The organism is Oceanobacillus longus, from assembly GCF_042650085.1.
Lineage (GTDB): Bacteria > Bacillota > Bacilli > Bacillales > Amphibacillaceae > Oceanobacillus > Oceanobacillus longus.
The window spans coordinates 258050-282998 of the sequence record NZ_JBHSAO010000008.1; the positions used below are offsets into that span (position 1 = coordinate 258050).

Genomic DNA, 24949 nt, shown 5'->3' on the forward strand with positions numbered 1-24949 from the left:
CACTACTTTTTAGCGGACTTTCCTTGAATCTAATATAGTAGATTTATGAAATCTTCTTTAGATATTCTTCCTAAGTAATGCGAAACGTCGAAGTCATCAAGCGTATCTTCAATAGTTTTACGTTCATGTCGAACACCTATTAATTTATTCTCAAGTTCTTCTACATTGCCAATACCGAAGAAGTCACCGAAAATTTTACAGTTTTCAATGATTCCTTTTTTGACGTCGAGACGAACATCTACAAGGCCTGCGTCAAATTTATAAGTTTCCTGCACGTTAAATGCTGGAGATTTCCCATAGTTCCATTCCCATTGCTGGTAACGTTTTTTGGAGATTTCATGGATATTTTCCCAATCTTTATCTGTTAACACGTATTCAGGAACATCCTTTACATCATCTACTGTGAACACATGCTTGAGAATTATTTCTTTGAATTGATTCATCGTTATTTTTTCTTCCAGGAACTCAGAGATATTGGCTACTCGGCTACGGATAGATTTAATCCCTTTTGATTCAATTTTGATTTTTTTAACCTTCAATGCTTTTGTTAATTCTTCTAACTCCGAATCAAACATGAGTGTACCATGACTGAACATGCGTCCTTTTGTTGAAAACATTGCATTACCGGAAATTTTGCGCCCCTTAACAGCAAGGTCATTACGCCCTTGCATTTCTGCAGGAACACCCAATTTATTCATCGCATCAATCATTGGTTGCGTAAATTTAGCAAAGTTCTGAAAGCTGTCACCATCATCTTTTGTAATAAAACTGAAGTTAAGGTTTTGTTCATCATGGTATACCGCTCCGCCACCAGAGAGACGACGCACTACCTTAATTCCTTTTTCATCGACATAATCTGTATTGATTTCTTCAATCGTATTTTGGTTCCGACCAATAATGATTGACGGTCTATTAATGTAAAATAATAAATATGTATCTTTCTCACCAAAGTTTTCTAAAATATATTCTTCAATTGCCAGATTGATCATCGGGTCAGTAATACCTTTGTTGTCAATAAATTTCATTTCGCGCGTTCCTCCCTTTATGTGCTTACTATAGATAAGTTTAATCCAAACTTTTAAAGTTATCAAAGGAAATAGCTTGATGTAGTTGTTCAAAAAGTCCGGTTTACCTTCCTTCTTGAATTAGCCTTGCCACTCCATGCCCTCTTCAGCTATTTTTACGATTCCATTAAAATGTTGCTTTGCTTCTTGTGCCAGTTGATTTAGGTCTCCGAATTGTGGAAGATGACTGAGCATTAATGTTTTTACACTGGCATCTGCTGCTATTTTCGCCCCTTCTTCACTATTCATATGACCAGCTTTGGAACCGTTCTGACCTGCATAATAATTACAATCTGTAATCAGCAAATCTGCATTTTGGGCAAAGTCATTCCATTCTTCCTTATAACTTGTATCTGCGGTATACACAATAACACGTTCACCATCTGTAATCCGCATTCCATAACACGGAACAGGATGAACTGTTTCTAGAAACTGAATCGTAAATGGACCAATCTTCAGTTCTTCTTCTGGCTGATAGGTTATTCCTTTTGTAAATTGATGAGTCAGTGATTCAAATCCTTTATTATCTTTTGCATGACCATAAATCGGTAGTATTTTTTCAGAACCCTTCACATAGAATTCAATTAGTTTTGCATACTGAAGTACGCCAATATCCGCCACATGGTCATGATGGTAATGAGAAAGTACAACAGCATCCAGGTCAGAAATAGCTTTATACTTTTGTAATTTGGACAATGATCCACTTCCAACATCAATAAGTAATGAAAAATTATTTTTTTCAATTAAATAGGCAGAAGTAGCCCCATCCCTTGCCGGATAACCACCCCAGCATCCAATAATCGTTAATTTCATTCTAAATCACTCCTATTTTCAAAATATGTTGTAACACAGTATTGACAATATACATACTGTTATATTACAATGGATTTAACATCAAATACGCCATTCAAAGAGGAGGATACACATGATCAGTGTAATTGAGTTTTTCAGAAATTTGCCTAAAAAGAAATGTTCACAATGCGGTGAAGATATGGTACATGAGAAAGCTGATTGCTATGGTAATATCTGTGACGAATGTGATCATCCTGCAAGATAAATACAAACTGTTTTTACGTGTAACTACTCCACTAATTTAACTGTACTACAACAAAATAAAGTTCTCTAGTTGCAGCTATTCCTATAGCTGCATTTTTTTATTTTAATATATCAGAAGGTTCTATCATTATGTTAATTTGTATATTATAATTATGTTGAGTTACGAAATATATTTAGTAAAGGAGCATGTGTATGACGATCTCAACTACTCATAGATGGAGTCGTTCTGATGTACCAAAAGAGCAAACGTGGGATATAACTGATTTATTTCCAAATCATGCCGCCTGGGAGAAAGAGCTTATTACGATTCAGGAAGTTGTAAGTGAAATTATTGACTATAGAGGAAAACTACATACTGATTCCAACACTTTACTACAGGCATTGAAAACATTGGAAGCATTCCAACAACGAGTAATTCGTGTTGCCGTCTATGCGAACCTTCGAGCAAGTGCTGATGGATCAGACCCTGATAATCAAAGAGATACATCCAAAGTATCTTCCGCACTGGCTCGTGTTAATGCAAAACTTTCTTTCTTCCAATCCGAATTATTAACCCTTTCCGATGAAACGATTAAACGGTTCCTCCAAGAGCAACCTGAGCTGAAGACTTATCAGAAGATGTTGGAAGATTTGATGGAAGACAAAGCCCATACCCTTTCGCCAGAAATTGAAGAAACACTGGCAGCATTAAGCCAAGTACATAGTGCCCCACATATGATATATCAACGCAGTAAAGCTTCTGATATGGAATTCGAGTCCATTAAGAATCAGGACGATGTGGAACTTCCAATGTCTGAAGCATTGTATGAAGATCGCTATGAATTCTCACCGGATACAGAGACACGACGAGCTGCATATGATTCTTTTACAAATACATTAAACCGCTATAAAAACACGTTCGCAGCAACCTATGCTACCGAAGTAACAAAACAGGTTACCATGTCAAAACTACGCAGCTATGACTCTGTTACCGATATGCTTTTATCATCGCAACAGGTAACAAAGGAAATGTATCATAATCAACTGGATATCATTCAACAGAACCTCGCTCCACATATGCGTCGGTTTGCCAAACTCAAGAAGGAGAAACTCGGACTTGATGAAATCCGATACTGTGATCTCAAAGCACCACTCGATCCAGAGTTCAACCCTCAAACGACATATGAAGATGCAACTTCAACGATTGTTGAAGCATTAAAAGTAATGGGACCGGAATATACGGAAATCATGCGAGAAGGTATTGCCAATCGCTGGATTGATCGTTCTGACAATATTGGTAAAGCAAATGGTGCATTCTGTTCAAGTCCCTATGGAGTACATCCATACATTTTGATTACTTGGACGGATACCATGCGCGGAGCATTTGTTCTTGCTCACGAACTAGGACATGCAGCCCATTTCTATCTTGCAGGTAAAAACCAATCACTTTTCAACACCCGCCCTTCCACTTACTTTGTCGAAGCACCATCAACATTGAATGAGTTGCTGTTGGCAGAACATCTTATGAATAATACAGATGATGTTCGTATGAAACGCTGGGTACTCACACAGTTACTCGGAACCTATTACCATAACTTTGTCACCCATTTATTGGAAGCTGAATACCAACGCCGTATCTATGATTTGGCAGAGCAAGGTGTTCCACTCACAGCCAATGTGTTATGTAATCAAAAACAAGAAGCACTTGAAAATTTCTGGGGTGATGCAGTCACTTTTGATAAAGGAGCAGGTCTAACATGGATGCGTCAACAGCATTACTATATGGGACTGTATCCATATACATACTCGGCAGGCCTAACTGTATCAACGGCAGTGGCCCAAAAAATAAAAGAAGAAGGCCAGCCAGCAATTGACAGATGGCTCGATGTCCTTCGAGCAGGTAGTGCGCAAAAACCACTCGACCTTATCAAACAAGCAGAAGTGGACATGTCCAAACCTGATGCGATTAAAGTTGCAGTGGATTATGTAGGTTCGCTTGTGGATGAACTAGTTAAAAGTTATGAATAATATTTTAAGAAGGTGTTCAGCATTGGTGCTGGTCACCTTTTTTCGTACGGAGCTAGGGTGTTGGCTGGTGCGACGGGACTTTCCTTGATTCGGGAGCGACCGGGTACTGCTGAATGTGTTCATACGAAGAGGAAGTTGTGAACTTTGGCATTTTTTTGTGAACCTCAGCATTTTCACTGTGAACTTTAGCATTTCTATTGTGAACTTCCGTATTTCTCAATAATATGGACATATAAAACCCTGCATTTGCAGGGGCTTAAGACTTTTATTCAAATATCTCTTCAACAAGATGATATTTTCGACCACTGGTATCAGCTATCTGACGGTAATTACCTTTCAGCAAATTTCTAGCTGTGTTAATAGATGGAAGTTGCAAAAATTCCCTCGCATTCTTATTACTAATATATTCACATATCAATAAAGCATAGTCTCTTAAATCTTGTTTATGCGCCGTCTTAGAAATAGTCTTACATTGAATACAATTCCACTTTCCACTTTTTCGTATCATAGGAACTTCACCACATTTTGGACAAATCACGCCTGTTATTAACTCCTCTGGAGATACCTTAAATTTTTCCAAAGCATCCATGTTCTCTTCTGTATGTGCAGAAAGTAGTTTATAAGACAGTTCCATTAATTGATCCTCAGTTAGAACAGGTATGAGATGTTTTTGTTTCATTTCATCAATTTTACTCAGTATTTTATCTTTGCGTATTACTGTATTTGAAATGGCCTTATCGTTGGTAATATCTTTTAGAATGGTGTGTCGAGAACTGTATACAGCAATTTTCTCTATGGGGATGATGGGTAGATTGTAATTACGGAGCCAGCGAAGTAATCTTATATGTTGCAAATTAATTTGTTCAATTGGATTTGTGAAGGCGTCTTCCTTTCCTTGCTTTCTGCGGATTGACTGCCCAAAATCATCAAATGATACTTCACCATCAATATTTTTAACTTCAATAATTAAGAGAAATTTTTTGGATAGCAGGAGTATATCAATTTGGAAAAAACCATGAGCATCTGGTATTCGTAAGTGATGAAAAATGAGGAACTCATCATAAGGGAGAAAGCTAAGCGGAAATTGGAGGGCTATCTCGCCATTATAGCCTGCCCGGAGAATTCGAGCCTGACTGTTGACTATATCTTTGATTGGGTGGTTCAAAATTAACCTCCTGTTTAAAGCCTCTATCTGCAAAATATATTTGGATATCACAAGTGGTTGTACAATCAATATCATTCAACCTTTCTAACTTATTTGGATATTACAATATTCGATACCAATCGATAAATTCCTGCAGATCAATTAATTTTTTAAACTTTAATCTTTCCTTCTGCTCTACATCATGTACGTCCGCTCTGCCAAATTTATGAACTTCAGCATATCTTTTGTGAACTTCAGCTTTTATTCTGTGAACTTTAGCATTTCTTTCGTGAACTTCAGCCAATCTCTTGTGGCCTTCAGCATTCCCATCAAATTCATACCTAATTTCGCCGCAACGGTCCCTCAGATGTCAACAACATAAAAAAAGCTCCGAACCAAATCGGAGCTTCCCCGTTCTTATCTATCCAAAAATGCAATCACATCAGATGCGCTTTTCTCGCCGTGTTGAATGCAGTCTGGTATACCAACTCCATCATAAGAGCTTCCTGTCAGGAATAAACCTGGCAATTTTTCGGATGCATTGGCACGTACTTCTGCAACGCGTTCCAAGTGCCCGACATCATACTGCGGTCTGGCATTTTTAAAACGTGTAATAATACTGAATTCTGGTTTTGCCTTTAATTTCATTGTTTTATTTAAGTCTTTTAAAACGATGTCTGTAATTTCTTCATCTGATAGATCTACGATTTCCTGATCATTAGGTTTACCAACATAGCAACGGAATAATGCTTTTCCTTCTGGTGTTGTTGTTGGCCACTTGCGATGTGTCCATGTACAGGCAGTAATACGATAATTGCTGTCTCGGCTGACTAAGAATCCTGTACCATCAATGTCTTTTTTAATATCAGCTTGATTAAAGGCCATCACAACATTTGCTGTCGATGTAGCTGGAATATCATAGAGTGTTTTCAAAAAGTCGTATTGACTTAGCATCGTTGGCACTGCTGTATGTGGTGTCGCCATAATAACCGCATCTGCTTTGTAAACTTCTCCATTACTTAAAAGAAGATGATAGACTTTATCTTTTTTCTCTATGTGATCAACGGCTGTATTCGTTCTAATCGTGTTAGTGTCAAGTTTTTCTGCAAGACGTTTTACCAAGGTTTCCAAACCATTTTCCAATGAGAAAAATACACCTTCAGCCTTTTTATCACTTTTTAACTTTTTAGGACTACTCGGCATTGTTTTTTGTAAACCTTTCATCAAACTGCCATGCTTCTGTTCTGCTTGATAAAACATTGGATAAGTTGCCTTCAGACTCATTTTATCAATATCACCTGAATGGATTCCGGATAATAATGGATCAATTTGATGATCAACTAATTCATTTCCAAAACGTCTGCGCATAAACAAACCAAGCGATTGGTCCCCTTTTTCTTTGCTTTTAGGTAAGAAAAGATCCATTAAAGCACGTAACTTTCCATTTAAAGAAAATACATTGGATCGTAGTAGAGGGCGGACTTCTTTAGGGACTCCCATAAATGCACCTTTAGGCATTTTATGTAACTTATTTTTTATTAAAATGTACGATTGTCCCGTACCATTTCGAACAATTTGATCACTCAGACCAAGCTCTTCCACCAATTTTACAGCGGATGGTTTTCTTGAAAGTAAAGAATCAGGTCCCAATTCAATCGTAAAACCGTCTTTATTTAAACTTTCGATTCTGCCTCCCAGGCGATTGCTTGCTTCAACTAATTTCACTTCATAAGGCAAATTTCTTGCCCCTATTTGCTTTTGTAAGTGGTAAGCGGCGGATAATCCAGTGATTCCGCCACCTACAACAACTACTTTTTTAACATCCATCACACTTCACTCTTTACTTTATTCAATACCACTTTTGCTAGCGTACGAATGAAGTCAGGGTGAACATTTGGCATGGAAGGACGGTGATAATTCGCACCAAGTTCATCACATACCACTTTACATTCATAATCATTATCAAATAATACTTCCAAGTGGTCTGCAATGAAACCTACTGGAGCATAAATAAATGAACGGAATCCTTGTTTGTCATAAAGCTCCCGTGTAAGATCCTGTACATCTGGTCCCAACCATGGATCTGGTGTGTTACCTTCACTTTGCCATCCCAATGCGTAGTTTTTAATTTCAGTCTCTTCAGCTATTAATTCAGCTGTTTCTCTTAATTGCTCTGGGTATGGGTCACCATTTTGCAATATTTTCTCAGGCAGACTATGTGCTGAAACAATAAGTACCGCTTTCTCGCGTTCTGCTGCAGGCATTTTTGCATAAATCTCATTAATACCATTAGCCCAGAACTTGATAAACCCAGGTTCTGTATACCAATCTTTTACTGAATCAATTGAAATTCCGTGTTTTTTAGCTTCCTTGTTTGCACGATCATTATATGATTTCACACTGAAAGTTGAGTAATGGGGTGCCAGAACTAGAGAAACTGCTTCAGTGATGCCATCTTTAGCCATTGCTTCTACTGCATCCTCAATAAAAGGTGCGATATGTTTCAAACCAATGTAAGCTGTAAATTCATACTCATTTTGTGCTTGATTTAGGCTAGTTTCTAAAGCTTGTGCCTGATCTTCAGTGATTTTTGCCAATGGAGATATACCACCAATTGCCTTATAGCGGTCCTTCAAATCCTGCAGTGCTTCCGGTTCAGGCTTTCTTCCATGCCGAATATGCGTGTAGTAGGGTTCAATTTCTTCTTCTTTATTTGGCGTACCATAAGCCATTACTAATAATCCTATTTTTTTCTTATTCATTTTAAACAACACCTCTTTATAAGATTTCCAACTATTTCCCTGTGTAGGAATGAATAAACGCTGTCAACTTTTTCAATGTTGCAGGTTTAATATCCGGAGTTACACCATGACCTAGATTGAAAACGTATCTGCCTTGCTGCATCCCCTCGTCCAGGATTCCTTTCGTACGTTTTTCAATAATTTCCCAATCGGTAAGCAAAATTGTTGGGTCAAGATTCCCTTGCACAACCTTGGTCACTCCCATTTCTCTTGCTTCTGTGATTGAAGTACGCCAGTCAAGTCCAATAACATCTACCGGCAAGTCATTCCACTCCAGCAATAAATGACGAGCTCCCACTCCGAAAATAATTAAAGGGACATGATGCTTTCTTAGTTCAGAGAATATTCTCGTCATTACCGGTTTAATAAATACACGGTAATCTGCTGCATTTAATGCTCCTACCCATGAATCAAATATTTGAATCACCTTGACACCTGCTTCAACCTGAGCCTCCACATAAGTAATAATCATGTCTGCGAGCTTGTCCATCAATGCAAACCATGTCTCAGGCTCATTGTACATTAATGCTTTTGTTTTCTTATAATTTTTTGATGGCCCACCCTCAATCATATAGCTTGCCAATGTAAATGGAGCACCACTAAACCCAATTAGCGGGACTTCGAGTTGTTCTTCTGTTAAAAGACGGATTGTATCCATTACATATGGAATATCTGCACTTGGATTTAGTTCACCAAGTTTTTCCACATCGCTGAGTTTCCTAATCGGATTATGAATTACTGGGCCGATTCCGCTCTTGATCTCAACATCGACGCCCAATGATGGCAATGGGGTCATAATATCTTTATATAAGATTGCTGCGTCCACACCATAATTCTCAACGGGAAGTCGTGTTACATAAGCACATAATTCCGGCTGATGGGTAATTTCAAATAAAGAATACTTTTCTTTCAGTTCACGATACTCCGGCTGGGAACGCCCCGCCTGTCTCATAAACCATCCTGGTATATAATCTGTTTTTTCACCGTTATAAGCTTTTAAAATTGTATCATTACGTTTTATCGTCATAAGCTACTTCCACCCTTATACTCATTCTTCTATCTCCAATACTAACTATAGCTATTTCGGACAATACTGTATAGTAATGGGGATAGTTTGTCATTAATTTGCCTCATTTACCATACAAGTTCAACAGTTTCCGATCTTCCGCCTTCCATTTTGGTCAATGGGTCGTACGCTACTACATAGTACTTATTATTGCGGAATAATGCATTGTTAATCTTATATTCTGTTCCACCTATTACTTCTCCGATACGTTTATCTATTCCTTCGTTATCCTGATATATACGGTAAACAACTCGGTCATCTTCTGAGCCTTTCCATGTTAGTTTTCCCTGTACGAAGGATAATCCACCAAGTTCGAAATTAGCTGTAAGATTGGTTATTTCCGGGAGAATAATCGGTTCAGGTAAACCGTCTACATGAGCTGGCTTTGTGAATTCTGCGGTAAGTGAACCACCAGACTGGTTATCCATTTCAGTCAGAATCGATTTAACGAGACTGGTTGGATATGCACTTCCCTTTGTTAAATAATGGTCTGCGTCAGATTTATCATAGCCCATCCAGGAAGCAGTAACATAATCTGGTGTATAGCCTACAAACCAGGCATCTTTTGTTTGTCCTTCTACAAGTGTATGCTGCGTCGATCCGGTTTTACCTGCCAAGGCTTTTGGATATTCTCCAGCTGTTGCGGTACCACGTTCTACTGTATCAATTAACATTTCTGTCATATTCCATGCGACTTGCGGAGTAAAAACTTGCTGTGACTTCACTTCCGATTCAAAGATGACTTCATCATTTCGATCAATAATCTGATCAATCGTAGCGGATTCCATTATCTTCCCATCCGCAGGAAATGCCAGAAAGCTTTGTGCCATTTGTAGTGGTGTCACACCATGTGTCAAACCTCCAAGCGCGATCGATGTGCCTTCATCCTCGATTGGCATCCCTAACTTTTCCAAATAACGCTTCGAATAATCGATACCGATTTGATCAAGAAGCCAAACAGCTGACGTATTTTTCGATTGTACTAAAGCCTCATACATCGTTACTGTATTCGCATAAACACCGTCAGAATTGGAAACGGCATATTCGGAAGCCATCTGATCTGGAAGAAGTGAAAATGGGTGGTAAGTCTCCTCATGCATCATTGATGGACCGTAAACAGCAACCGGTTTAAAAGTTGATCCCGGCTGTCTTTGTACAGTCACACGATTTAAATCACCCATCTGGTAATTTCTCCCACCAATTGCAGAGACAATTTTTCCAGTGTCTTCCTCCAACATGACAAAAGCTCCTTCAACACCAGAAGTATTCCCAGGGAAAAACTCGTCTCTCTGATAGTGTTCATACGCAATCTTCTGTATGTCACTGTCCATGTTCACAATAATTCGATAACCACCACTTTTTAACTTATCCACAGAAAGCTGATGTTCTTCAGCAGCTTCTTTCATAACGAGATCGATATAGCTATCTGTCCAGGGTGTTGGCTCATTCTCCTGTATCAATAATCCCAGTGTCTTTTTTTGTTCATTCCGTTTCATCTCTGATGAAATATAACCGGCATCTTCCATTGATTGCAACACAATATTTCGTCTTTCTATTGCTTTATCCGGATGATTAATCGGAGAATACCCGTTTGGAGCTTTTACAAGACCTGCAATTAAGGCTGCTTCAGATAACGTTAAATCCTCTACCTTTTTTGAAAAAAAGTAATTAGAAGCCGCTCCCACTCCATACAAACCATGGCCAAAGTAAATTTCGTTCATATATAATTCCAGAATTTCATCTTTTGATAAATGTCTCTCGAGATATATTGCGGCCATTGCTTCTTTCATTTTACGTGTCCATGTTTTATCATTGTAGAGGAACAGGTTTTTAGCCAACTGCTGTGTAATCGTACTTGCACCTTCTACTTTACTCATAGCTAGAATATCCTTATAAATAGCACGCATGATTGACTTTATATCTACACCTTCATGGTCATAAAATCTTCTATCTTCTACGGCAACAAATGCATCTATTAAATATTCAGGTACTTGATCAATGGATACCATTCTACGATTCTCGTTATATAATGTACCGACGACTTCTCCGTCACGCGTTTCAATTGTAGTGGTTGCATCCAAAAAAAGATCCTCATCACCTACAACAAGCTTTCCACCATACAGGATCGTTCCAAAAGCTACAAGACCTACGATAAGAATGGAAACTGCAATCCATATAAACAGTTTAACTTTCCTCCGAAAGGTCCACTTCTTTTTATCCTTTTTTTCTTTTTTCCGCATATGTTCACCTCTACACATTTCAAAACTATTATACGACATTTTTCGCCAAGGTTAAAGAATATACTCCTTATTAGATAAGAATTACTTTAAATAACATCTAGTGTAGTTATTTAAAGTAAAGGGTAATATAATAATATATAAACGGCGAGGGGGGCTAAATGTATGAATGCATATATGACGAATGGTACGATTGATTTCCTGAAAAAAATCGAGCAAAAAAATCCAGACATTAACCTTCATTTAATGAATAGCAGTGAAGGTGGTATTGCTTACTATGAGAATAGTAATAGAAAGCTATTTAGTTCGGGTAGGGAATATGAGGTAATTATGCAGACAGGTGAGATTCTTAAAGAGGGATTTGTTGTTATGAATAATATTCCTGTATCTGATGAAAGTAAACCTGGATTTGAACACCGGTTTAAAAATCGCAGTAATACGGTTGAAGATATGACAGGATTCCAGGCATTTCGTTTACTGAGACCGAGCATAAATAATACGTATGTCGTATTTACCCAATGGCATACTGCTCATGATTTTGAAAACTGGAAGGAATCTGATCAGTTTAAGGAAGCACATAAAAATCAATCCGCAAAAAAGCCCGCACATTTCATGGAGCAGCCATTCCTGACTACATGTACTATGTATAAAGAAGAAGAATAAAGACTAAAAGCTAGCTGTATTTATTACAGCTAGCTTTATTACATACTATTTTAGTTTAAAACATACTCATTGAAGAATGCTTCATAATCTTCTTTCGGATATTGACCAACGAGTCGAGATACTTCTTCCCCATCCTCATAATGAACAACTGTTGGTGTTGATTCTATACCGTAGGAAATTCCTTGCTGACCAAATTCAAGTAGGTTATATTTCTTCATATCCACATCCATGTCTTCAGCTAACGGTGCTAAATACGGTGTTGTATTTTGACAATACACACATTCCGGGCTATAGAAATAAACCGTAACTTCCTCCTTATTACTAATCTTTTCATTCAATTCTTCAGGAAGAATCTGATTTTGGTATAACGGATCGTCCAGCTGATCAATTGTGGACTGACTCAAATCATTTGTTCCGTATGGATTTTCGTTACTGTCTAATGCTTGATTATTTTTATAGTCGATAACAAAGAATAGAGCGACAAATAATACAACAATTGAACCAATAATTATTAACATTTTCTTTCCCATAAGTTAGTTTCTCCTCATTTCTCTTAGTAGCATAAGATGCAAAATAAAAATAACAATAAATGCTATTCCAGCCAAAAACGGTATGGTTACAAACCCAAAGTAATCCACGTAAATAGCATTACATGGTACTCCACCAGTACATGTTCCACCTAATTCATGAAATGCAGAAACTTTTTGAACCATATAATGATACATGGAAACAAACATCCCAATTCCGCTCAGAATTAACCCTGGTAATGCTACATTAATTTCCTTCTTAATAGCTGCAACACCATAAATCACCACTAGAGGATACATTAAAATACGTTGGTACCAGCATAATTCACATGGAATATATCCCATTATCTCAGAATAAAACAAACTCCCAGCCATTGCCAGAAAAGCTTGTATCCATATGAGCAGTAATAAATTTTCTGCTTTCTTGGTCATATTACCCATCCGAATGTTCCTCTCTACTTTAGAGTACAGTTGTATTATACAAATGCACTCAAATAAATACAATTTTTTATTCTCGGCGTAAAGAATTATTTGACAAATTATTGAACACCTTATTTAATTTTATTATATTTGTTTAAACAATCCCCTCCGTCTTAAGACTGAGACCTGATTTTTTGGACAGATTCATACAGATATATAAATCCAACCAAACAAATAAAACCGATCACAAACCCAGCCATCACATCTGTTAAATAATGCACGTTAATTACATATCTGCTAATTCCGATAAGAAATACAATCAAAGCTAAGGTAATTTGAGTCGTTAAAATAGCTGATTTAGATTTCATTTTTTTCACTAGAAAATAGGCCAGCAAACCATAACAAACCATTGGAATCATTGCATGCCCCGATGGAAAACTGTATCCTTCTGCATTGGCAGCCACAGAAATACTTGGCCTTTCCCGGTCCACCACATTTTTTATAAAGAGATTTAAAATATGTGTTGCTAATGTCCCACCAGCGAATACAAGAGCAGCAAACCAATTCTTAAGCAATACCCATATTAAAACTGCCATTACAATTACAAAAGGAAAAAGAAAGGATCGGGAGCCCAGTTCCGTGACAATACGAAATCCCTCGTAAAAAACTGAATTATCAAGCGTACCAACCAATTCCCTTGTCCATCGATCAACATATGGGACACTACCATTAATAATTTGAACAATCCAACCTACTGTAACTACGAACACAATTGATAATAAGATTAAAATAATAGATTGCCTTTTGTTTTTCATTAACTGCTTCCTCCCCTTCTATTATCTTATCTTAAATTAGGTTTTAAAAAAACTGAATCGGGTATTTTAATAGTATACAAAATAATTAATAAAGGCAGGGGTATTATGGAAAAGGATTTACAAAATTTAATTGATGGTTTAAATAAAGATTTATCGCATGAGTATGGCGCTGCCATTCAATACACTTATAGCGCATCGGTTGTATCAGGTTTATACCGTTCCGCTCTCAAACCTTTCTTTGAGGCAGAAATAACCGACGAATTGGGCCATGCATTATATTTATCTGAAAAAATTAAATCGCTTGGTGGTACGCCAACTACGAAAGCGGCTGATGTACCACAACCTACAGAAGTTAAAGAATTATTGGAAGCTACGCTTCAATCAGAGTCGGATACAATTGATAGATATGAACAGCGCAAGAAACAGGCTGAGTCACTTGGCTATACTGAACTTGTTGTTAAATTGGAAGATTTGATTTCTGATGAGACACATCACAAGGAAGAAATCGAACGACTACTTGCTGATCCGAGACTTACTTAATATATCGTAACCCCCTTTCCTAAAGGATGGCTGTTAAATCAGCCATCTTTTATTTTTCTATTCAGTTTGCCAGTCTAAAAAGCTCTGCTTTTTAGATGCTCTGCACTACTACAATCGTTTTACATCACATGTTGGGGGTGTTAAGTTAAAAATTGTTAGAAAAATGTTATAATATTTATATTAAGGCTCTTTTCTTCATGTTTGTTGCCTTGTAAGCATGCTTGAGATAAACTTCGGCGACCGCTCTGGGAAATACACTGCGCTTTCCACGGGCGGCTGGTGAGCCCCTTCATGCTAACGCATTTCAGTGTCTCACCTATGTCTCTCTTCCCGTAGGAGTCTCCGTGTATTTCCCAGAGCTAGTTAAAAGGTTACTGACAATTACTTCATTTGCGGTAGCTAAAATAGCATCATACAGCATTACCAGTCCGGCATCGCTGTGGGCGGTGACTCCTGCGGGAATAGCACGTGTCCGAAGACCCCGCAGAGTGGGTTTCTCGAGGAGGCTGAGGCCGTGCCCAGAGCGATCCCGGACGGTGGGAAAAGCAGTTACTTCGCAGTTGATACATTTTGTGGCAAGAACAAATCGGGCGAGGAAACGCAGTCCCACTTTTGAAGAAATGTCATTATTAATACACGTACCTATTCAAAAGCATCATGCTTGCTTTAAATAAAGATTAAAGGTGGAGAATTATTTTGTTGAAAAATATACATAAATCGATTGATGAAATATATCCAGAAATGGTTGAAATACGTAGATATTTGCACCAATATCCTGAACTTTCTTTTCAAGAAACAAAAACAGCAAAATATATTGCAGATTATTATGAACAACTGGAAATTCCATATGAAGCCAATATTGGAGGTAATGGAGTCATTGCCACGCTTAAAGGGGGGAAACCAGGAAAAACGGTTGCCTTAAGAGCAGATTTTGATGGGTTACCAATTCAGGATGAAAAGGATGTCCCTTATAAATCTAAATTCCCGGGTATCATGCACGCTTGCGGTCATGACGGACATACGGCCACATTGCTAACACTTGCTAAAGTAATGAAGGAATACCAAGATGAATTGGAAGGAACCATTGTATTTCTACACCAACATGCAGAAGAATATGCTCCAGGTGGGGCAAAACCAATGATTGAATCCGGCGCCCTAAAAAATGTCGATGCAGTGTTTGGCAACCATTTATGGGCGACCCTTCCAGTTGGTGTGCTACAGACTTCTAAATCAGTTATGATGGCAGGTGCGGACCGTTTCGAACTTACAATTCAAGGCCAAGGAGGTCATGGTGCATATCCTCAGGAAACAAAAGATGCTATTGTGATCGCATCTGAAGTTGTTTCTCAATTGCAGCAAATCGTCAGTAGAAGATTGGACCCATTGAAAACTGCGGTCATCACAATTGGAATGTTCGAGGCTGGTAATGCTTTTAATATTATCGCGGATCGGGCAAAATTAACTGGAACTGTTCGACATATGGATGTGGACGTACAGGAAATAATTATTGAGGAAATGGAAAAAATCGTTAAAGGTATCTGCATTTCAAATGATGCTGCTTACACATTTGACTATGTTAAGGGATATCCACCATTAATGAACCATCCAGAAGAAGCTGAAATTGTATTAAAGGCAAGTAAAAACATTGTTGAAATTCATAAAGCAGAAGAAACACTCCCATACATGGCAGGAGAAGATTTCGCCTATTATACAATGGAGAAACCGGGTGCTTTCTTCTTTACAGGTGCAAATAAAAAAGGGAATCCATACCCACATCATCACCCGAAATTTGATATTGATGAAAAATCCCTGCCAATCGCCGCTAAAACTTTAATTGGGGCCTATTTCGGCTACCAACGCTCATAGATTAATAAGAGCCTGGGACATAACTAAAGTGTTTAACTCAAAGCCGAACATTTCGCCATAATAGCGAAGGAAATACACGGAGACTCCTGCGGGATGAAAAGCCTAGGTGAGACTACGTAGAGCGATAGCTCGGAGTAGGCTCAGCAGCGCCCGCGGAAAGCGTAGTGTATTTCCGTAGCGGTATATATGCAACAACTATGTTCGGATTTTACTTTGGTTAAAACACTTTTGTCCCAGTCTCTTTCTATTTCAATCGTGATTTTATATAACCGTTGACAAAAGTGACTGTAAATAGGAATCCAGCTGCAAAAGCAAGTATAAATCCTACATATTCACCTAACAGTAGAAACAATAGTGAAAAAATAAGTACTTGGATCCCACTAAGCTGATAAATGATTTTTAACACCGCTTCTTTTCTGTACGTTTTACCTACCGGATAAAGATCGAGCCATATATTCGTCCGATGATGTTGGTATAGTGTCATCATCTGAAAAGTACTTAAATACAGAAACAGAATCGCAAATATTAATTTTATCCACAAATTAGGAATAAAATAAATAAATAATCCACCCAAAATAATTAGACGAAGATACATTCCGAGGTAGTCACCGCTTCTAATAAAGGAAATACGGAACAAGTAGTTATAAGTAGCTTCCTTTTCAAAAGGGATACCTTTGCTTACGAAGTTCACAAGCCATTGCCTTTTCTTCACACGATTTTTCAGATGCGGTACATCAGCAAACATATTAGCAAGACGATAAAAAGCCTGCATTCTATTTCGATCCATTTCCACCAACATATCCCATACTATACCAGACTGCTTACTGGATAGATAGTAGTCATAAAGGAAAACACCAACGAATATGACAGATACGATTCCTGCAAACAGCATTTCCCCTTTGATTATAAAGTAAAAGATAACAACATTTAGTACTGTTCGTATGAAGAGATCCGTATTTCGAATCCCCGGCTCCCTTACTTTAAGCATCCACCAATTTGCAACTAAATTAGCAACCTTGAAAATAAGCACAATAACTAGTGTCAGCAGGTAAATATTGCCCTGTCTATCCGGATATGAAGCAAAGTATAAAGGGCCAAATGCTGCTGCGCAAAGCAACAATAAATATAATTGAATAACAAAACTGTAAATCAGTGAATTACGAAAATATGGCCCCATTTTGCTTTCTGCTACAATAATAAACACGAGGTCCGGTTCTTTTAGTAATGTTCTAATTGGACTATAGCTCACAATCAACCCAAATATCACACCAATAATAAGTGCAGTTGGAAAATTCTCAGGCAACTGTGCCAGCCACTGTTGATAATAATAGGCTGATGCAGAAATAAAAAAGAGAATTGCAAATACCATATGACTATTGAAAATGTATTTTAAATAACGGCTCGTCTCTTTTATATGGGAAGAGAACCGTTTTTTATAAAATTCATGGGAATCAAACATGGCTATCTTCTTCCTTCGTTAACTGCACATAAAGATCATCTAATGTTGCGCCAGCCATATTAAAGCTTTCACGTAATTCCTCGAGCGTTCCAATTGCTCTTACCTTTCCATCGTGTAAAATTACGAAACGATCACAATAGCGCTCCGCTGTCGCAAGAATATGTGTGGACATTAATACACCCGATCCGTTATTTTTCATCCCATCCATTAATTGTAAGTACGATTGAATACCCAATGGATCCAGTCCAACAAATGGCTCGTCCACGATATACAATGGAGGCTCAATTAAAAAAGCACACATAATCATGACTTTTTGACGCATTCCTTTAGAAAAATGAACTGGAAACCAGTTTAGCTTTTTTTCCAATCGAAATTCCTTTAACAAAGGTGGAAGCCTCTTCTCAAATACCTTTTCGGATATCCCATACGCCATTGCGGTTAGACGAAGATGTTCATGTAGTGTCAACTCATCATATAGTATTGGCATCTCAGGAATATACGCAATCTGATTCCGGTACGTTGCCGAACTTTCTTTGTATGACTTTCCATTTACACGGACGGTTCCTTTTTTCGGTTGCATTAATCCAATGATGTGTTTGATTGTTGTACTTTTTCCTGCACCATTCAATCCAATCAGACCGACGATTTCCTTAGGATTTACATCAAAGGAAATGCCGTGCAGTACATCTTTATGTGTATACCCACCATGCAGGTTATCAATATGTAATAATGATTCCACAAGAGTCCCTCCTCTTTACTGCCTTTAATTTTATCATTATTGGGAGGTCTTGCCAAAGCCAAACCCTACAACAAATTTGGTCATTTTTTTTATTATTGATGTATAAGTTGAACATTTCGGTACAAAATATAAAAGAAGAAACGAGGATGTCTCATCGCAACAAAATCTTGTCAACCGTAAATGAGGTGTCAGCGATCGAATATCTAATGTAGTTTCGTGTAAAAAACACACAAATGAGGTGTTAGTTTTCGATAATTGTTCTGAATTTCGCAGTAAACAAGATGGGGTGTTCGTGTTGGGATACTAATGAAATAAAAAAAGCCCTTTTACCAACGTCCACTTCGAGTGAAATGGATTATTGGTATGGCGGTTTTGTAAATTGTGAAGAATCATCCACGCATAATTTACTGATTGTTAACAATTCCCATGCATGAGGTGATGGCATCCTCTTTCTTCTTAAAGCAGGCAGGTCCGTGTAAAAAGCGGATCTAGCCTGTTTCCTTATTTTCCCCGAGTAATCCATTTTGTCAGAAAATAATAGTAATTACTTTACTTTTCTTCCTGAAACTTTATACAATAATATTAATATAATTATTGAAGGAGAGTCGATTTGAAAATGGCGCATGACGATTGTATTTTCTGTAAAATTATTAATGGGGATATTCCTTCAGCAAAAGTGTACGAGGATGAGCATGTATATGCATTCCTTGACCTTAGCCAAGTAACAAAAGGTCATACACTTGTTATTCCAAAAACACACACGAAAAATATTTTTGAAACACCACCTGAGGTTGCAAAAGAATTATTTGCAAGAGTACCAGTAATTGCTAATGCAATTAAGAAAACATATCGTCCACTTGGAATGAATCTGTTAAATAATAATGAAGCTGCAGCGGAACAATCCGTCTTCCATTTGCATATTCATATCATTCCACGCTTCGGAGATAGTGATGGTTACACACCGAATTGGACAGTACATACAGATGACTACACTTCCGAAGACCTGCAAAATATTGCCAGTGAAATAAGTGCAGCTATTTAGTAATCGTCCTGAAGTCCCTTTCACAGAAAATTTATGCTTTTTAATTGCAATAAGTTCTGGTATAATATCTTTAACATTCCGCAGCTGACAATAGTGTACAGTTGGGAATAAAAAAATAGCTGAGTAAAGCTGAGCAGAGGAGTTTTTACAAATGAATACAAGAATTTTGGTTATTTTATCACTTTTAGTGGGAATGGGTGCTGTCCTTCATACGGTTGTACCACCAATGTTATTTGGCGTTAAACCAGATATGCTGTTATCCATGATGTTTCTGGGAATTTTGCTTTTCCCTAAAATGAAGTATGTTCTTATATTGTCGATTGCAACTGGAATCATATCTGCTTTAACTACATCGGCGCCTGGTGGACAAATTGCTAACATCATTGATAAACCAATCACAGCTTTGCTATTTTTGGCAATGTTTTTATTGGTAAAAGACCGAGTCAGTACGAACCTTAGTGCACCTGTACTTACTGCAGTTGGAACGATGATTAGTGGGTCTATATTCCTTGCAGTAGCATTATTTATTGTGGGGTTGATGGAAGGCGGATTCCTAGCATTATTCATTGGTATTGTTTTACCAGCCACTGTTGTAAATACCATTATAATGATCGTTACTTATCCAGTAGTCCAAGGGATTATGAAAAGATCAAAGCCAATTACGGTCGCATAACACACCATTCCCACCCCTCTGACATTTGGTCAGAGGTTTTTTGTTTAGCTCTGTTCTAAACGTTTGTTATTTTTGCTACAAAATCTATAAACTCCCAAGTAACTGCTTGTTGATTTCCGCTGCGGACAGTTGCTTTCCGCGGGCACGGCCTCAGCCTCCTCGAGAAAACCACTCTGCGGAGTCTTCGGACACGTGCTGTTCCCGCAGGAGTCAACTGTCCTCCGCTCCAATCAACTGCCTTATTAGAGCGAATTCATTAACTACTCATTAAAGTGCTTTTAAACTTTTTATTGGACACTATACCAGCTCTGGGAAATACACGGAGACTTCTGCGGGAGGAAAGGCATAGGTGAGACTCTGAAATGCGTCAGCATGAAGAGGCTCACCAGCCGCCCGCGAAAAGCGCAGTGTATTTCCCAGAGCGATCGCCGAAGTTCCCTATTCTAGTTCGCATTTTATCTCAACTGCGAAAAGTATAAGCAACAAATATTACGAAAATAGCTTTTGTTTGTTTTAAGTGGAATTAAAAGCTTTCTTTTTTTATAATGTAAATTAATAAGATTAATTTTTAAAATGATGTTTGATAGCAGTACCAAAAGAGGAAATGATATAATGGAAGCAGGAAAGGAGCGCGTTATTATGTCTAGTGGAAAATCATTGGTACTGGGACTTCTGGTTGGAAGTACTCTCAGTGCTGCAGTTACATTATTAAGCACGCCTGAATCCGGTAGTTCCATACGAGGTCGTGTAAAAGATCAGGGAATGGAATTAGGAAATTTGCTATCGACTTTAAAGAAAGATGGCTTAAGACTAAAGGATCAGCTTACAAAAACTTCTAAAGAAGGTGCTGTTTTAATTAAGGAACTAACAGAGGAAATTAAAAATTCCCTTGAAGATTGGAAAGACACGGTGGAACCACATCAGGAAAGTATTTACCAATCTTTGGAACAAATTGAAACGAGTATTAAAGATCTCGAAAATAAAATGAAAACGCAATAATTTGCTTACACTGATAAAGAGCTTCCCATTTTTGGGAAGCTCTTTATCAGTGTTCAACAAAAAAACGTATCTATCTTCTTCGATATTTTTTATCATTTTCATCGAGTATTTTGCTGAATTCATCCATAAGAAGCGGAAAACATCCTTCTTTCTTCAAAGCCATTATTGTTTCATCTGGATTTAGCTTTTGATTCAACATTCCCGCAAAATGGATTAATAAAGAAGTGAAATCTAAAAACCCCTCCTCTTTTTGCGATTCATAGGTTTCATTTAGACCTTGAACCATCTCCATCAACACATTGTATTCTTCATGAGAAATATTATTTTCTATTATTAATTTAATCAAGGGGTATTGATTCAAATCTATAATTTTTGAAAGTAATTGTATATGAAAAGATGTAGCCGCATTCCGTTGATTACATGCTTCCAAACGTATACTCCCCCTTCCAAATAAAAGCAATTAATATAGCTGTAGTTCCATTGTACAGTATAAATAAATAATACATAAAAATAATTTACAAATAAATAATAAAAAAACCATTGATTTTTATCGACAAACGTACTATTATTCATGAAGTGCTCATTACAGTATGATAATAATACATTAGAAAGTATTGAGGTGATTCGGATATGAATTGCTGGAAATCTATAAACATATCAAAAGAAATTGGACAAAATCGACTGATGCTAATTTCTATAATTATTGGCGTCTTAGCATTTGTATTGTTATTTGTTCCTATCTCACTTTTACATGGCATAACCAGTATAATCGAATCAGGAATAATTCCCTTTATAATTGCACTTTTACTATTACCAATATTACACTCATTTATGAATATGCTACCTTTAATTATGATGCAAAAGCGAGTTAAAATCTATTTTAAATCTAAAGTTAAATGGTTTCCAACTTTTCATACGGAGGCCCATTTATCTAAATTGGAATCATTAATGGTCAGTTTGGCACCAACACTTTTCATAACGATACCTGGTTTAGTTGCAAGTCTTGTAATCCCAGATTATTATGTATATATTCTACTATTTACATGTATCCATATTGGTATAACTTCTATCGATTTTTTATATGTTTATCATATTATTAAAGCTCCAAAGAGAGCCTATATTCAAAATGTACATGATGGATTAGATATCCTTCTTAAAGAAAACTAGGAGTCGGGACCTGTGCCTAACTCCTTTTTAATTTGATGCAGAAATTTAAAGTACAGCAAATCATCTTTTACTATATTGACCTGTTCATTCACACTACTTTTTGGTAAAGTAAAGGTTACGGGGATCTAAGGGGTGTAAAGGGGGAAAAGATTATGTTTATCTTTTATATGATATATGCATTTATTGTTCTGGTCATTTTTAATTTCCTTATCAGTAAATTTTGTGTGAAAATGCAATTAGATAAAACAAAACAAGCCAAAAACTTTAGAGTGATCAATATGATTATGGTAGCATTACTTGTTTGTTCGTACTTACGTGTTCTTAATGTGGCAGTTTAACGGTATTTTATAGGTTTTTTACGTAAGACGATTCATTTCAAGGAGAAGTATGATATATTTATGATTGTAAAAACTAGAAGTTAACAAAAGATTAGGAGTGTATTTCAAATATGAAAAAATTGGCATTGGCTGCTACTCTAACAGCAGGAATATTCACATTGGCTGCATGCAGCTCAGACGAAGCAGATTCTGATATAGTTGTACAATCAACTGCAGGAGATATTACAAAAGAAGAATTTTATGAAGAATTAAAAGACCGTAATGGTGAAGCAATTCTTTCTGAAATGGTCACAGTAAAAGTGCTAGAAGATAAGTATGAAGTTACCGACGAACAAGTCGATGCAGAAATCGAAGCAGCTAAAGAACAATTTGGTGACCAATTTGAAATGGTCCTTCAACAAAGTGGTTTCGCTGATGAAGAGGCCTATAGAGAAGTTATCTATATTAGCTTATTACAAGAAGCAGCTTTAACAGAAGATGTTGAAGTTACTGATGAAGAAATTCAGGAAAGATACGACCGTATGGGAACAGAAATTGATGCCCAGCATATTTTAGTTGCTGATGAAGAAACTGCAAATGAAGTAAAAACGAAACTCGATGAGGGTGCTGACTTTGCTGAGCTTGCTGCAGAATACTCTACAGATCCTTCCGCACAAGATGGTGGGAACTTAGGTTATTTCACTGTAGGAGATATGGTACCTGAATTTGAAGAAAAAGCGTATAGTATGGAAGCTGGAGAAATCAGTGAACCTGTTGCTTCAGAATTCGGTTTCCACATCATAAAAGTGAATGATAAACGTGAAACAGAGGAACCAGTTGGCGAACTTGAAGATGTTAAAGATGATATCGAACGTGATTTGGCTGCTTCCAAACTGGATATGACAAAAGCGCAAGAGAAAATTAATAGTCTGGTACAGGATGCAGACGTCAACGTTAATATAGAAGGATATGAAGATTTATTTGCACCACCAGAAGAAACAGAGGAACAAACGGAAACAAATGAGGAAACCGAAGAAGAAGCACAAGGATAATATCTTACAAAAATAGGCTGTCAAGGAGCATTTAACTCCTGACAGCCTATTTTAATTAGATCGCTGTTGTTTTCTTGCTTCACGCTTCTGCCTATCCTCTTGTATTCGCTCCAGATAAATTTTACCTTCTCGTTCAATAAATTGTTGATCTAATTTTCTTTCTGCAAGCATTGCTCGATAAGCCATATACCCACTAAGGAAAATCAGGATAATTACTGCGAAAACCCATAAAGGAATTGCTTCCATCATTTATCCTCCTTGTCCAATCCTTTCTATCATATATATGAACAAAAATGAGGAAAATAACTATAGGTTAATTTTCTTCGAATAAAGGTTTATAAAACGCTCGGTTATCCATTGCAAACAACCGCTCGGTAAACTCTCCAGGTTTGACTTTATCGAGCGCCCGATTGAGCATATTCATTTTTGCGTCGATTAAATCTATCAAATGAAGTAATTCAGCTTCGCGCACCAATGGAGGCGTTGGACTTCCCCATTCTGCTCTACCATGGTGGCTTAAGACCAAATGTTGAAGAATTAATACTTCTTCTCCCTCTATTTGAAGTTCTCTGGCCATTAAACCGATTTCCTCCACCATGATGGGAATATGACCAAGCAACTTACCTTCCAATGTATAAGAAGTTGTTACGACCCCAGAAAGCTCCTTTAATTTACCGAGATCATGCAATATAATCCCAGCGTATAATAAATCCTTATTCAATTCTGGATACAGTTTATGTAGTTCTCTTCCTACATGAAGCATACTCACGATATGGTGAGCCAATCCAGATGCATATTCATGATGGTTTTTGGAGGCTGCAGGATACGTAAGCAGCCCTTCCTGATACTTCTTAATAAAAGCCCGTACAAGTCGTTGTATCGTAGGATTTTGCATCTCAAAAATAGCTTCTGTTAGCTTTTCTGATAAATATGCTTTCTCCACAGGTGCTTTCTCCACAAAATCAGATATTTGAACACCATCAGTTGGTTGTGCAGGACGCAATGACATAATCTTCAATTGCGATTTTCCCCTGAACTGATTTACTTCTCCTGTTACTCGAATAATCTGTTCAGCAATAAAAAGGGATTCATCCTCTTTTGTGGCATCCCAAAGCTTTGCCTCCATTTCACCAGTGGCATCCCTCAGTATCAGTGTCAGAAATGCCTTTCCATTGCTTGCCACTCCCTTGGTAGCTTCCTTGATTAGTAGAAAATCATCGAAAGTATCTCCTACTGCACTATATCCAATTCCCTGTTTCATATATTCCCCTCCCTAGTAGTTGATAAATAACACT

General features: G+C 37.4%; 27 protein-coding genes. 11 read left to right on the forward strand and 16 right to left on the reverse strand.

Annotation, left to right across the window (positions count from 1 at the left end; genetic code table 11):
• Window positions 1-29: 29 nt before the first annotated feature.
• The gene (locus ACFOUV_RS11920) at window positions 30-1025 is read right to left on the reverse strand and encodes a lipoate--protein ligase (RefSeq protein WP_379496994.1); all 996 of its coding nucleotides are present in this window, start codon (window positions 1023-1025) and stop codon (window positions 30-32) included.
• Between the two features lie 120 nt (window positions 1026-1145).
• A complete protein-coding gene (locus ACFOUV_RS11925; RefSeq protein ID WP_379496995.1) occupies window positions 1146-1877 on the reverse strand; it encodes an MBL fold metallo-hydrolase in 732 nt (243 codons plus the stop codon).
• A 112-nt stretch (window positions 1878-1989) separates the two neighbouring features.
• Between ACFOUV_RS11925 and yhfH the strand changes: the two genes are divergently transcribed.
• Together yhfH and pepF are read left to right on the forward strand one after the other, a co-directional pair.
• The gene (yhfH, locus tag ACFOUV_RS11930; protein WP_379496996.1) at window positions 1990-2121 is read left to right on the forward strand and encodes a protein YhfH; all 132 of its coding nucleotides are present in this window, start codon (window positions 1990-1992) and stop codon (window positions 2119-2121) included.
• Between the two features lie 191 nt (window positions 2122-2312).
• Complete coding sequence (pepF, locus tag ACFOUV_RS11935) at window positions 2313-4127, forward strand: oligoendopeptidase F (RefSeq protein WP_379496997.1); 1815 nt, start codon at window positions 2313-2315, stop codon at window positions 4125-4127.
• 265 nt (window positions 4128-4392) lie between these two features.
• Here the strand turns inward: pepF and ACFOUV_RS11940 are convergent, their stop codons facing one another.
• The 6 genes from ACFOUV_RS11940 to ACFOUV_RS11965 form a co-directional block, all read right to left on the reverse strand.
• Window positions 4393-5292 carry a nuclease-related domain-containing protein gene (locus tag ACFOUV_RS11940; protein ID WP_379496998.1) on the reverse strand — a complete coding sequence of 300 codons (900 nt, stop codon included), beginning with the start codon at window positions 5290-5292 and terminating at the stop codon, window positions 4393-4395.
• 100 nt (window positions 5293-5392) lie between these two features.
• On the reverse strand, window positions 5393-5575 hold the full coding sequence (locus tag ACFOUV_RS11945) for a hypothetical protein (protein ID WP_379496999.1): 183 nt from the start codon (window positions 5573-5575) through the stop codon (window positions 5393-5395).
• A gap of 113 nt (window positions 5576-5688) precedes the next feature.
• The gene (gene hemY, locus ACFOUV_RS11950; RefSeq protein ID WP_379497000.1) at window positions 5689-7098 is read right to left on the reverse strand and encodes a protoporphyrinogen oxidase; all 1410 of its coding nucleotides are present in this window, start codon (window positions 7096-7098) and stop codon (window positions 5689-5691) included.
• Window positions 7098-8033 (reverse strand): ferrochelatase, encoded by a 936-nt coding sequence (hemH, locus tag ACFOUV_RS11955; protein ID WP_379497001.1) that lies wholly within the window; start codon window positions 8031-8033, stop codon window positions 7098-7100. Before hemH ends, hemY begins: the two co-directional genes overlap by 1 nt.
• A gap of 31 nt (window positions 8034-8064) precedes the next feature.
• A complete protein-coding gene (gene hemE / locus ACFOUV_RS11960) occupies window positions 8065-9099 on the reverse strand; it encodes a uroporphyrinogen decarboxylase (RefSeq protein ID WP_379497002.1) in 1035 nt (344 codons plus the stop codon).
• Between the two features lie 107 nt (window positions 9100-9206).
• Complete coding sequence (locus tag ACFOUV_RS11965) at window positions 9207-11378, reverse strand: transglycosylase domain-containing protein (RefSeq protein WP_379497003.1); 2172 nt, start codon at window positions 11376-11378, stop codon at window positions 9207-9209.
• 162 nt (window positions 11379-11540) lie between these two features.
• On the opposite strand from ACFOUV_RS11965, the gene ACFOUV_RS11970 reads away from it, so the two are divergent.
• Complete coding sequence (locus ACFOUV_RS11970; RefSeq protein ID WP_379497004.1) at window positions 11541-12038, forward strand: antibiotic biosynthesis monooxygenase family protein; 498 nt, start codon at window positions 11541-11543, stop codon at window positions 12036-12038.
• Window positions 12039-12088: 50 nt separating this feature from the next.
• Here the strand turns inward: ACFOUV_RS11970 and ACFOUV_RS11975 are convergent, their stop codons facing one another.
• The 3 genes from ACFOUV_RS11975 to ACFOUV_RS11985 form a co-directional block, all read right to left on the reverse strand.
• Window positions 12089-12568, reverse strand: coding sequence for a thioredoxin family protein (locus ACFOUV_RS11975; protein WP_379497005.1), 480 nt, complete (start codon window positions 12566-12568; stop codon window positions 12089-12091).
• 3 nt (window positions 12569-12571) lie between these two features.
• Window positions 12572-13006 (reverse strand): disulfide oxidoreductase, encoded by a 435-nt coding sequence (locus ACFOUV_RS11980; protein ID WP_379497006.1) that lies wholly within the window; start codon window positions 13004-13006, stop codon window positions 12572-12574.
• Window positions 13007-13158: 152 nt separating this feature from the next.
• The gene (locus ACFOUV_RS11985; protein ID WP_379497007.1) at window positions 13159-13800 is read right to left on the reverse strand and encodes a phosphatase PAP2 family protein; all 642 of its coding nucleotides are present in this window, start codon (window positions 13798-13800) and stop codon (window positions 13159-13161) included.
• Between the two features lie 105 nt (window positions 13801-13905).
• Here ACFOUV_RS11985 and ACFOUV_RS11990 point away from each other — a divergent pair, with 105 nt between their 5' ends.
• Window positions 13906-14340: a ferritin-like domain-containing protein gene (locus tag ACFOUV_RS11990; RefSeq protein ID WP_379497008.1), complete on the forward strand. Its 435-nt coding sequence runs from the start codon at window positions 13906-13908 to the stop codon at window positions 14338-14340.
• Between the two features lie 696 nt (window positions 14341-15036).
• Window positions 15037-16206 (forward strand): M20 family metallopeptidase, encoded by a 1170-nt coding sequence (locus ACFOUV_RS11995; RefSeq protein WP_379497009.1) that lies wholly within the window; start codon window positions 15037-15039, stop codon window positions 16204-16206.
• A 244-nt stretch (window positions 16207-16450) separates the two neighbouring features.
• On the opposite strand, the gene ACFOUV_RS12000 is transcribed toward ACFOUV_RS11995, so the two are convergent.
• Both ACFOUV_RS12000 and ACFOUV_RS12005 read right to left on the reverse strand, forming a co-directional pair.
• Window positions 16451-17665 (reverse strand): ABC transporter permease, encoded by a 1215-nt coding sequence (locus tag ACFOUV_RS12000; protein ID WP_379497010.1) that lies wholly within the window; start codon window positions 17663-17665, stop codon window positions 16451-16453.
• Window positions 17658-18404, reverse strand: a complete 747-nt coding sequence (locus ACFOUV_RS12005; RefSeq protein WP_379497011.1) for an ABC transporter ATP-binding protein — start codon at window positions 18402-18404, stop codon at window positions 17658-17660. The genes ACFOUV_RS12000 and ACFOUV_RS12005 overlap by 8 nt, the downstream gene beginning before the upstream one ends.
• A 616-nt stretch (window positions 18405-19020) precedes the next feature.
• Here ACFOUV_RS12005 and ACFOUV_RS12010 point away from each other — a divergent pair.
• The 3 genes from ACFOUV_RS12010 to ACFOUV_RS12020 all read left to right on the forward strand — a co-directional run bounded on the left by ACFOUV_RS12010 (window position 19021) and on the right by ACFOUV_RS12020 (window position 21118).
• A complete protein-coding gene (locus ACFOUV_RS12010; protein ID WP_379497259.1) occupies window positions 19021-19446 on the forward strand; it encodes an HIT family protein in 426 nt (141 codons plus the stop codon).
• Between the two features lie 151 nt (window positions 19447-19597).
• Window positions 19598-20119 carry a tryptophan transporter gene (locus ACFOUV_RS12015; RefSeq protein WP_379497012.1) on the forward strand — a complete coding sequence of 174 codons (522 nt, stop codon included), beginning with the start codon at window positions 19598-19600 and terminating at the stop codon, window positions 20117-20119.
• A 639-nt stretch (window positions 20120-20758) separates the two neighbouring features.
• Window positions 20759-21118: a YtxH domain-containing protein gene (locus ACFOUV_RS12020; RefSeq protein ID WP_379497013.1), complete on the forward strand. Its 360-nt coding sequence runs from the start codon at window positions 20759-20761 to the stop codon at window positions 21116-21118.
• A 70-nt stretch (window positions 21119-21188) separates the two neighbouring features.
• On the opposite strand, the gene ACFOUV_RS12025 is transcribed toward ACFOUV_RS12020, so the two are convergent.
• Window positions 21189-21548, reverse strand: a complete 360-nt coding sequence (locus ACFOUV_RS12025; protein WP_379497014.1) for a DUF1878 family protein — start codon at window positions 21546-21548, stop codon at window positions 21189-21191.
• A 200-nt stretch (window positions 21549-21748) separates the two neighbouring features.
• On the opposite strand from ACFOUV_RS12025, the gene ACFOUV_RS12030 reads away from it, so the two are divergent.
• The 3 genes from ACFOUV_RS12030 to ACFOUV_RS12040 all read left to right on the forward strand — a co-directional run bounded on the left by ACFOUV_RS12030 (window position 21749) and on the right by ACFOUV_RS12040 (window position 23654).
• Entirely contained in the window at window positions 21749-22285 is a 537-nt protein-coding gene (locus ACFOUV_RS12030) for a DUF3267 domain-containing protein (protein ID WP_379497015.1), read from the forward strand.
• A 152-nt stretch (window positions 22286-22437) separates the two neighbouring features.
• Entirely contained in the window at window positions 22438-22623 is a 186-nt protein-coding gene (locus ACFOUV_RS12035) for a hypothetical protein (RefSeq protein WP_379497016.1), read from the forward strand.
• Between the two features lie 110 nt (window positions 22624-22733).
• Complete coding sequence (locus ACFOUV_RS12040) at window positions 22734-23654, forward strand: peptidylprolyl isomerase (protein ID WP_379497017.1); 921 nt, start codon at window positions 22734-22736, stop codon at window positions 23652-23654.
• 51 nt (window positions 23655-23705) lie between these two features.
• Here the strand turns inward: ACFOUV_RS12040 and ACFOUV_RS12045 are convergent, their stop codons facing one another.
• Both ACFOUV_RS12045 and yhaM read right to left on the reverse strand, forming a co-directional pair.
• Entirely contained in the window at window positions 23706-23903 is a 198-nt protein-coding gene (locus tag ACFOUV_RS12045; protein ID WP_379497018.1) for a sporulation YhaL family protein, read from the reverse strand.
• 64 nt (window positions 23904-23967) lie between these two features.
• Entirely contained in the window at window positions 23968-24915 is a 948-nt protein-coding gene (gene yhaM / locus ACFOUV_RS12050) for a 3'-5' exoribonuclease YhaM (protein ID WP_379497019.1), read from the reverse strand.
• Between the last annotated feature and the right edge of the window lie 34 nt (window positions 24916-24949).

Excerpts from the sequence above, each read along its gene's own strand:
- ACFOUV_RS11920 (WP_379496994.1), bottom strand. The coding sequence starts at position 1,025 with ATGAAATTTATTGACAACAAAGGTATTACTGACCCGATGATCAATCTG.
- ACFOUV_RS11925 (WP_379496995.1), bottom strand. The coding sequence starts at position 1,877 with ATGAAATTAACGATTATTGGATGCTGGGGTGGTTATCCGGCAAGGGAT.
- yhfH (WP_379496996.1), top strand. The coding sequence starts at position 1,990 with ATGATCAGTGTAATTGAGTTTTTCAGAAATTTGCCTAAAAAGAAATGT.
- pepF (WP_379496997.1), top strand. The coding sequence starts at position 2,313 with ATGACGATCTCAACTACTCATAGATGGAGTCGTTCTGATGTACCAAAA.
- hemY (WP_379497000.1), bottom strand. The coding sequence starts at position 7,098 with ATGGATGTTAAAAAAGTAGTTGTTGTAGGTGGCGGAATCACTGGATTA.
- hemH (WP_379497001.1), bottom strand. The coding sequence starts at position 8,033 with ATGAATAAGAAAAAAATAGGATTATTAGTAATGGCTTATGGTACGCCA.
- hemE (WP_379497002.1), bottom strand. The coding sequence starts at position 9,099 with ATGACGATAAAACGTAATGATACAATTTTAAAAGCTTATAACGGTGAA.
- ACFOUV_RS11965 (WP_379497003.1), bottom strand. The coding sequence starts at position 11,378 with ATGCGGAAAAAAGAAAAAAAGGATAAAAAGAAGTGGACCTTTCGGAGG.
- ACFOUV_RS11970 (WP_379497004.1), top strand. The coding sequence starts at position 11,541 with ATGAATGCATATATGACGAATGGTACGATTGATTTCCTGAAAAAAATC.
- ACFOUV_RS11975 (WP_379497005.1), bottom strand. The coding sequence starts at position 12,568 with ATGGGAAAGAAAATGTTAATAATTATTGGTTCAATTGTTGTATTATTT.
- ACFOUV_RS11980 (WP_379497006.1), bottom strand. The coding sequence starts at position 13,006 with ATGGGTAATATGACCAAGAAAGCAGAAAATTTATTACTGCTCATATGG.
- ACFOUV_RS11985 (WP_379497007.1), bottom strand. The coding sequence starts at position 13,800 with ATGAAAAACAAAAGGCAATCTATTATTTTAATCTTATTATCAATTGTG.
- ACFOUV_RS11990 (WP_379497008.1), top strand. The coding sequence starts at position 13,906 with ATGGAAAAGGATTTACAAAATTTAATTGATGGTTTAAATAAAGATTTA.
- ACFOUV_RS12000 (WP_379497010.1), bottom strand. The coding sequence starts at position 17,665 with ATGTTTGATTCCCATGAATTTTATAAAAAACGGTTCTCTTCCCATATA.
- ACFOUV_RS12010 (WP_379497259.1), top strand. The coding sequence starts at position 19,021 with ATGGCGCATGACGATTGTATTTTCTGTAAAATTATTAATGGGGATATT.
- ACFOUV_RS12015 (WP_379497012.1), top strand. The coding sequence starts at position 19,598 with ATGAATACAAGAATTTTGGTTATTTTATCACTTTTAGTGGGAATGGGT.
- ACFOUV_RS12020 (WP_379497013.1), top strand. The coding sequence starts at position 20,759 with ATGTCTAGTGGAAAATCATTGGTACTGGGACTTCTGGTTGGAAGTACT.
- ACFOUV_RS12030 (WP_379497015.1), top strand. The coding sequence starts at position 21,749 with ATGAATTGCTGGAAATCTATAAACATATCAAAAGAAATTGGACAAAAT.
- ACFOUV_RS12035 (WP_379497016.1), top strand. The coding sequence starts at position 22,438 with ATGTTTATCTTTTATATGATATATGCATTTATTGTTCTGGTCATTTTT.
- ACFOUV_RS12040 (WP_379497017.1), top strand. The coding sequence starts at position 22,734 with ATGAAAAAATTGGCATTGGCTGCTACTCTAACAGCAGGAATATTCACA.
- ACFOUV_RS12045 (WP_379497018.1), bottom strand. The coding sequence starts at position 23,903 with ATGATGGAAGCAATTCCTTTATGGGTTTTCGCAGTAATTATCCTGATT.
- yhaM (WP_379497019.1), bottom strand. The coding sequence starts at position 24,915 with ATGAAACAGGGAATTGGATATAGTGCAGTAGGAGATACTTTCGATGAT.